Source organism: Streptomyces sp. YGL11-2, from assembly GCF_050054615.1.
Lineage (GTDB): Bacteria > Actinomycetota > Actinomycetes > Streptomycetales > Streptomycetaceae > Streptomyces.
This window is the reverse complement of record NZ_JBNHIN010000113.1, coordinates 1-7,358: the sequence shown is the minus strand read 5'-3', so window position 1 is coordinate 7,358 and position 7,358 is coordinate 1. Positions and strand designations below refer to the sequence as shown.

Below are 7,358 nucleotides of genomic sequence, written 5' to 3'. Positions count from 1 at the left end.
CGGCCTCTACGAGTACTGGCGCGACCCCGACGTCTCCGACGATGACGCGCCAGGGGCGTGGTGGACGACCTGCACGATCGTCACGACCGAAGCCACCGACGTCGCCGGACACGTCCACCCCCGCATGCTGCTGGCCATCGCCCCCGCCGGCTGGAGCGCCTGGCTCGGCCCCGCCCACCACAAGGCTGACGAACTCCGCGCCCTGCTGGCCGCCCCCGCCGCCGGCCACCTGAACACCCGTGCCGTGTCCACTGCGGTCAACAACGTGCGCAACAACGACCCCCAGCTCCTGGCCTGGAAAGGCGCCACCCCAGCCGGCCGAGGAATCCGGCGCCGGCCGACTCGGCCAGGTAGGCAGGTCAGTCGTCGATTGCCTGGTAGAGGGTGGTCCAGAAGTCCTGCATGGCTCGCGCCGAGTCCGGGGTGGACATCCCGGTCTGGGTGAGCAGGATGCCGACGAGCTGGTTGTCCGGGTCGGCGTATGTAGTGGTGCCGGTTCCGCCGTCCCAGCCGAACTGGCCGATGGGCGCGTAGTCGCCTCGGTAGGTGCGCACCGTCATCCCGAAGCCCCAGCCGCCGGTCTGCCCCTGGCCGTGTGACAGATGGACGACGCTGCGGGCCCAGGCTTGTAGGGCGGCTGTCTGCTCGGGCGTGAGGCGGTTGGTGGTCATCAGCTCGACGGCGGGCCGGGACAGGATCCGTTCGGTGCCGTGCATTCCGTGGTTGAGCAGCATCCGGAAGTAGGCGTGGTAGTCGTCGACGGTGGAGTCGAGCCCGCCGCCGCCGGACTGGAACGCCGGAGGCTTGCTGTGGTGTCCCCCTTCGGCCTGGTCCTCCACGGTGAACTCTCCGGTCTGCGGATCGGGGGCGTACAGAGGCGGCAGCCGGTCGATCTTGTCAGCTGGCACATGGAAGCCGGTGTCCTTCATCCCCAGCGGATCGAAGATGCGCTCGCGCAGGAACGCCTCGAACGACCGGCCAGTGACCCTGGCCACCAGCACCCCGAGTACGTCGTCGCTGACGTTGTACAGCCACCGCTCTCCGGGCTGGTACATCAGCGGAAGCGTGCCCAGGCGGCGCATCCACTCATCCGGCTCCACCGCCGGCAGCAACCATCCGTTCTCGCCGTAGACCCTCTGCTCGAAGTACGCGCTCATCATCGGGGAGCTCTTGGCCGTCATATCCAGTCCGAGCCCGCAGGTGGAGGTGAGCAGGTCCCGCACGGTGATCGGACGCCGCGCCGGCATGGTGTCGTCCAGCGGGCTGTCGGGCCGCTTGAGCACCCGCCGGTCGGCCAGCTCCGGCAGCCACTGATCTATCGGGTCGTCAAGGCGCAGCCGGCACTCGTCCAGCAGGACCATTGTCGCGGCGACCGCGACCGGCTTGGTCGTCGAGGCCATCCGGAAGATGGTGTCCCGGAGCATCGGCGCGCCGCCGTCATGGCGCATCGTCCCGATCGCCTCGACATGGGTCTCCTCGCCCCGGCCGACCAGGGCGACGAGTCCGGGGATCTTCTTGGACTCCACATGCGCTTCCAGTACCTCGCGCAGTCGGCGCAGCCCTGCTTCGGACAAGCCGTTGTTGCCGTTTCCCATCATGAATCTCCTTGCATGCAGTGGTCGGTCTCGACGTCGCCGCGGGCATGCGGCGAGAGGCGGCCGGCCGGGCATGGCCCCGCGGCCGCGCTGTGCAGACAGGCGATGAAAGTGGTGCTCGGCCCCCGGGGGGCGATGTGCTGAGGCGCGATCAGACCGTCTTGTCTTCTGTCCCGGTCTCGTTGTCGGCGGCGCGTTCGATGTCGTCGGTCAGCTGCTTCCGGGCGCGGGCGGGGACGTAGCCGCCCTCGGTGTAGTTCTGGACGAACGTCTCGGCGAACTCCACCGGGTCCTCCCCGACGACCTCGCGGATCGGAGTTCCGTTCACCGCGGCCTGCTCGAACAGGTCGGCGAGGTCTTCGAACATCGACGCGTTGCTCTCGCCGTCGGTCGGCACGAAGTGCATCAGGTACCGCTCGATCGCCTTGACCGCCGTGCGGTGGTTCTCGGGAAGCTCCTTGACGCGCGCCTTGTACGCCCTCCAGCGCTTCTTGGGCCCGATCACCTTCGAGATGAAGCCGCTCTTTTCGACATCGGACATGGTCACTTGCCCCCTTCGCGGAGCTGTTCCAGTCGTTCCGCGAGGAAGCTCCAGGTCCTCCAGAACTCTTCGAGGTGCTCCCGCCCCTGAGTGTTGAGGGAGTGCACCTTGCGCGGCGGCCCCTTCTCGGAGGGGACCTTCTCCACGTCGACGAGGCCACGCTTCTCCATCCTGAGGAGCAGCGCGTAGACGGTCCCTTCGGCGATGTCGGAGAAACCCTGCTCCCGCAGTCGTGCCGTGATCTCGTAGCCGTAGGCGGGCCGGGCGGACAGGGACGCGAGGATGATGCCCTCCAGCGTGCCCTTGAGCATCTCCGTCTCCAGCTTGGTCATGGGACACCTCCTCTCCGTGCTAGTTAGCGCTATTGAGTACCAGTACACGGTAACGCTGACTACCGGTACTTAGCAAGACGGAATAGTGGACGGGTGGGCCAGCACCGCAAGCGCCCCGTTCAGCAGCATCACCGGCGGGATCCTGAGCGGGCCGCACCGCTTGCGTGGATCGACGTGCACCCGCACGTGCACCGCCTCGCCATCCCTCAACTTCTCTGTCTACCGCCCGCCGCCTGCTAGGTCTTCGGCGCTCCGAGGTGAGAAACGACCTCTCACAGGAGACGGAGAGACTCGCTCCTGGTCCAGGCCCTGTGAGAGCTGGGACCAGGAGCGAGCCGCACGTCAGAAGCTAGCCAGCCGTGATGGGCAGTTCCTTGACCACGTGGCTGCGAAAGCTCGGCCGCCAGCGGAGCTGGTCCGCCGGTACGCCGAGAGATAGCTTGGGGAAGCGTCGCAGCAGGGTGCCCAGTGCGGTTTGGATCTCCAGCCGGGCGAGCGGAGCCCCGAGGCAGTAGTGAACTCCGTATCCCAGCGCCAGGTGGGATTTGTCCGTGCGGTGGATGTCGAAGCGGTCTGGCTCGGGGTAGCGCTGCGGGTCGCGGTGGGCGGAGGCGGGGCACAGCATCACGGTGTCGCCAGCCGGGATCCTGGTGCCCCCGATGACGATGTCCTCGGTCGGGAAGCGTCGGATGGCCATCTGGTTGGGATGCGCGTAGCGCAGAATCTCCTCAACCGCGTCCGGCAGCAGCGCTGGGTACTCGCGCAGCGCCCCGAGTTGTCGGGGGTGTTCGAGGAGTGTCAACAGGCCGCCGCTGATGACGTGTTGGGTGCTCTCGCTGCCGGCAAAGAGGATCAGGAATGCCAAGGAGACGAGCTCGTCCTCCGTCAATGTGTCTCCCTCATCGCGGACAGCGATGAGAGCAGACAACAGGCGGTCATCCGGCTCATGCCGGCGCTGCTCGATCAGTTCGACGAGGTAATGATGGATGCTGTCCACCGCGTTGGCCATGTCCTCGCGGCCTTGGGGGTCGAACATTGTGGTGACCCAGTCGGAGAACGGCTTGCGGTCCTGTTCGGGCACCCCGAGCAGGTCGCCGATCACCACGAGCGGCAGCGGGTTGGCGAACTGGGACACGAGATCTGCCGCCCCGTTGGTCTCCATGCACCTGGCAAGGACATCGGCGAGCCCGTCGGCCGCCGCCTGGACGCCGTCCCGCAAAGCCTCCACGCGCCGCGGGGTGAAGGTTTTCGACACCAGGCGACGTAGCCGCAGATGGTCAGCGGGATCGATGTTGAGAAGGTTGGCGTCCAGTGCGGGAGGGAGCGAGAATCCCTTGTAACCATTCCCCGATTTGGCTTTGTTGACGGACAACCGGTCGTCGGTCAGCCAGGCTCGTACGTCGGCCTCGCGCAGCACGAGCCAGATGGGCGTCCCGTCGGGCAACGCCACCTGGTGCACCGGGCCTTCCTCCCGCAGCCGGGCGTATGCGCGGTGCGGGTCGACGAAATGGGCGCTGTTGAATGGCTGTGGAAGAGCAGCTTCGATGGTCACAGCATGGGCTCCTTAGGGCCAGAGGTAGCAATGAGGTTCATGCCGTCGTCGAGGACGGCATGGACGATCAGAGAGTTATCAAAGGCATGGGCGCGCTTGGGCTGGAAGGCCAACTCTGCGGCGAGCTCTTCGGGACCGGCTGCAAGGGGTGTCGAAACGCGACTGGACGGCTTTAAGCCCCGTCGTTTCCTGTCGATGGCGCACTTGAGCTGCGCGGCTTCGATAACGGCGGCCCGATCCTTACCGGTGAGGCCGATAGCGTCACACCGCTGGTCGGCCTCTGCGCTCGTGCCCACCGCGCCGCGTGACCTGGTCGCGCCGAGCTCCGAGCAGACCAGGGTGAACTCCTTCAACACATATTGCGCCCCGTTGTCGCTGTGGAAAACCGCCCCGCGCAGACCGCTGGCGCCACGGGCTGCCGCGGCGGCCCTGAGCGCGTCGGTGACCAGGGAGGTACGCAGGTGGTCGGCGATCGACCAGCCTGCCACTGGTAGAAACCGGACCGAGAGACCTGCAGCATCTGGCACAGCCGCTTGACGCCGAAGACGTCACGGTGATCGTCGACGAACTTCAGACGGCTGCTCACCAGTTGGTCTCCGCCGCGAAATACTTCGCGGCCCTCCGCAGGAACTCCCGCTTGAGTTCCTTGACCCGCGCTCGCAGCTGCCGGTTCTCCTTCTCTACCGCGGTGGCCTCCACGGCCCCGGGCCGGGCGGCCTGCTCGGCATCCCGCGCCCAGGTGCGGAGCGTCTCGTGGTTCACGCTCAGGTCCTTGGCCACCGACGCATACGTCCCACCTGGCCTCGAGTGGGACAGCACGACGGCATCGGCCCGGAACTCAGGCGAGTACTTCGATGTCCCCAACGGGAACCCTTGTCCTATGGATCATCACGATCCAATGATCAGGGTGTCCACGATCAAGGGGAAACGCCCGAAGCCGTCGACCCCCGCACAGTCCACCCCCGCACCAAGGGATACCAAACCGAACGCTCCGAAGGCTGACCCGCCTCCGACGCGATGCGTGAAGTGGGCATAGCACTCCCCAAGTCTTGATCCGTAGGCGGACGCTAGCAGACTGTGGCTGGAGCCTCAGATGCCATCGGTGACCGGCCCGGGCCCGTCACCGCCGGTCTGCGAGATGCGCTCCTCGAGGAGCGCGATTTTGCTGTTGAGAGGATCAGGCATGTTCGGCCACACATCGACCTTGATGCTGACCTGGACACGGGGCGCCTTGAGCGCGACCGCTTCTGTAGCGCGCTTGATGACACCCATGACCTCGTCCCACTCACCTTCGATCATGGTGTACATGGAGTCCGAGCGGTTGGGGAGCCCAGATTCGCGGACAATTTTCACTGCCTCCGCGATGTAGTCCGCGACAACTTCCTCCACACCCATGGGAGTCAAGGCAAAAGCAACGAGCACAGGAATAAATCCCTTCTAGTGATTCGGGCCGGAGAGCACAGCCCGTATTCGTGGACGATCGGCGATCGGTAGGCGGCGGCGATCCGTAGAAGGAAGCTGATGTCCTCGGGGAGGTCGTAAGCTTCGCCCCCGGCGAGGTTCAGTGACTGAGCCTTGGGGGTCTGACCGATGTGCCGGGAGTGCAGGGCTGAGGTGAGCCAGCAGGCGGTGAAGTGCGCACAGTTCGCAGGCAGAGAAGGGCGCGGGCAGCGGAAGCCCGTCAATCACTCCCTGGCATCGACGGCGCAATCGCCCCCAGCACATCGTGGTCGACTCTCCAGCGATTGTTGGACCAGAAGGGCACAGGACTTGGTAGCGATGCCCTTTCACAGTGCCGCCGAGAGACCTAACTCCGCGGGACAGGCAGGGCGCCGGGCATCGCCGCTTGGGCCGGGGAGACGATGCGGCAGAGCCGAAAACAGTGCGGGATGTTGCTCAGCAACAAGGCAATCTCCTTCTTCTGTATGAGCCTTTGACTGCCACGACCATCGATCGTAGATCGCCTCATCGTCACCAGTCAGGTCTGCTCCGCGGGACTGGCCGGTTCTGCCTGTTGCGTTCTCCACCTTCACGACGTTCAGGGCGGCGTGCCCATGGCACGGTGAGCGTCCATATCTCCCGCTCACTTGGCCGGAATCTTCCTTCGTCACCGAGGAGAGGACAGCCAGGGCACATGAATCCGAGCGAAGGCCCTGCCCCAGGAGACGAAGACTCGGCACCGGCCACCATGCCCCCGCAGCAACCACAGGGGTTTGAGTGGGCGTTAAGAGCTCCTAACGCAACACTGGTAGCCGTGTCCTCTGGGCGGATGCGTCGGTTGTTTGGGTTATGGGCAAGCGGAACCCTCAACCCTGGTTGGTTGACGATGAGTTGTGGTCGAGAATCGAGCCGTTGCTGCCATCGTCACCGTATGGTCAGCGGCGGCCGGGGCGGAAGAAGGCGCTGGAGGACCGAACGGTGCTGTGCGGCATCCTGTTCGTCCTCTACACCGGCACCCAGTGGGAATGGCTTCCTGGTGAGCTCGGGTTCGGCTCGGGGATGACCTGCTGGCGGCGGCTGCGGGACTGGAACAATGCCGGGGTGTGGCAGCGGCTGCACGAGGTGCTGCTGGACGAGCTGCGAGCCACCGACCGTCTGGACATGTCGCGGGCGGTGATCGACTGTTCCCACGTCCGGGCGCTCAAGGGCGGCCCAAAACCGGACGGAGCCCGGTCGACCGGGGCCGGCTGGGCTCCAAGCACCACGTGATCTGCGACGCCACCGGCATCCCGCTGGCCGTGACGCTGACCGGCGGGAACCGCAACGACGTCACCCAGCTGATGCCGCTGTTGGAAGCGATCCGCTCCATCCGCGGCAAACGTGGCCGGCCCCGCNCAAACACCACGTGATCTGCGACGCCACCGGCATCCCACTGGCTGTCACCCTGACCGGCGGAAACCGCAACGACGTCACCCAGCTGATGCCTCTGCTGGAAGCGATCCCGTCCATCCGCGGCAAACGCGGCCGGCCCCGGAAGCGACCGAAGGAGGTCTACGCCGACCGCGGCTACGACCACGACTGCTACCGCCGCCAGGTCTGGGCAAAGGGCATCAAGCCGGTCATCGCCCGGCGCGGCACCGACCACGGCTCCGGACTGGGAACCAAGCGATGGGTCGTGGAACAGACCATCGCGCTCCTGCACTGGTTCGGCCGCCTGCGCATCCGCTGGGAAACCCGAGACGACATCCACGAGGCGTTCCTCAAACTCGCCTGCTCACTGATCTGCTGGCGACGCCTGCAAAACACGTTGTGATAGGAGCTCTAAGTGGGCGGTTCGCGAGTTGATGTCCGTTTCGGAGTGAGGCTTGGGGCAGGGGTGCTGGCTGCGGTGCCGGCTA

Annotated in this window: 7 protein-coding genes and 4 pseudogenes; 4 read left to right on the top strand and 7 right to left on the bottom strand. The window is 65.9% G+C overall.

Going from position 1 to position 7,358, the window contains the following annotated elements:
* Positions 1–292: pseudogene (locus ACO1BR_RS43480) on the top strand (SOS response-associated peptidase family protein); the annotation flags it as partial.
* A 67-nt stretch (positions 293–359) separates the two neighbouring features.
* On the opposite strand, the gene ACO1BR_RS43475 reads toward ACO1BR_RS43480, so the two are convergent.
* From ACO1BR_RS43475 to ACO1BR_RS43455, 5 genes and pseudogenes are all read right to left on the bottom strand, one after another.
* Positions 360–1,595 carry a serine hydrolase domain-containing protein gene (locus tag ACO1BR_RS43475; RefSeq protein WP_426800648.1) on the bottom strand — a complete coding sequence of 412 codons (1,236 nt, stop codon included), beginning with the start codon at positions 1,593–1,595 and terminating at the stop codon, positions 360–362.
* 151 nt (positions 1,596–1,746) lie between these two features.
* Entirely contained in the window at positions 1,747–2,136 is a 390-nt protein-coding gene (locus tag ACO1BR_RS43470; protein ID WP_426800647.1) for a DUF1048 domain-containing protein, read from the bottom strand.
* Between the two features lie 2 nt (positions 2,137–2,138).
* Positions 2,139–2,468 (bottom strand): PadR family transcriptional regulator, encoded by a 330-nt coding sequence (locus tag ACO1BR_RS43465; RefSeq protein WP_426800646.1) that lies wholly within the window; start codon positions 2,466–2,468, stop codon positions 2,139–2,141.
* Between the two features lie 349 nt (positions 2,469–2,817).
* Positions 2,818–4,020, bottom strand: coding sequence for a cytochrome P450 family protein (locus ACO1BR_RS43460; protein ID WP_426800645.1), 1,203 nt, complete (start codon positions 4,018–4,020; stop codon positions 2,818–2,820).
* Positions 4,021–4,298: 278 nt separating this feature from the next.
* Positions 4,299–4,884: pseudogene (locus ACO1BR_RS43455) on the bottom strand (transposase); the annotation flags it as partial.
* Between ACO1BR_RS43455 and ACO1BR_RS43450 the strand changes: the two are divergent.
* Positions 4,774–5,022 carry a DUF6009 family protein gene (locus ACO1BR_RS43450; RefSeq protein WP_426800644.1) on the top strand — a complete coding sequence of 83 codons (249 nt, stop codon included), beginning with the start codon at positions 4,774–4,776 and terminating at the stop codon, positions 5,020–5,022. The pseudogene ACO1BR_RS43455 and the gene ACO1BR_RS43450 sit on opposite strands and share 111 nt — an antisense overlap.
* An 87-nt stretch (positions 5,023–5,109) precedes the next feature.
* On the opposite strand, the gene ACO1BR_RS43445 is transcribed toward ACO1BR_RS43450, so the two are convergent.
* Both ACO1BR_RS43445 and ACO1BR_RS43440 read right to left on the bottom strand, forming a co-directional pair.
* Positions 5,110–5,442 (bottom strand): MTH1187 family thiamine-binding protein, encoded by a 333-nt coding sequence (locus tag ACO1BR_RS43445; protein WP_426800643.1) that lies wholly within the window; start codon positions 5,440–5,442, stop codon positions 5,110–5,112.
* On the bottom strand, positions 5,421–5,705 hold the full coding sequence (locus ACO1BR_RS43440) for a DUF6545 domain-containing protein (RefSeq protein ID WP_426800642.1): 285 nt from the start codon (positions 5,703–5,705) through the stop codon (positions 5,421–5,423). Before ACO1BR_RS43440 ends, ACO1BR_RS43445 begins: the two co-directional genes overlap by 22 nt.
* 604 nt (positions 5,706–6,309) lie before the next feature.
* On the opposite strand from ACO1BR_RS43440, the pseudogene ACO1BR_RS43435 reads away from it, so the two are divergent.
* Both ACO1BR_RS43435 and ACO1BR_RS43430 read left to right on the top strand, forming a co-directional pair.
* A pseudogene (locus ACO1BR_RS43435) lies at positions 6,310–6,854 on the top strand (IS5 family transposase); the annotation flags it as partial.
* Positions 6,855–6,856: 2 nt separating this feature from the next.
* Positions 6,857–7,273 (top strand): annotated as a pseudogene (locus ACO1BR_RS43430) (IS5 family transposase); the annotation flags it as partial.
* Positions 7,274–7,358: the final 85 nt, after the last annotated feature.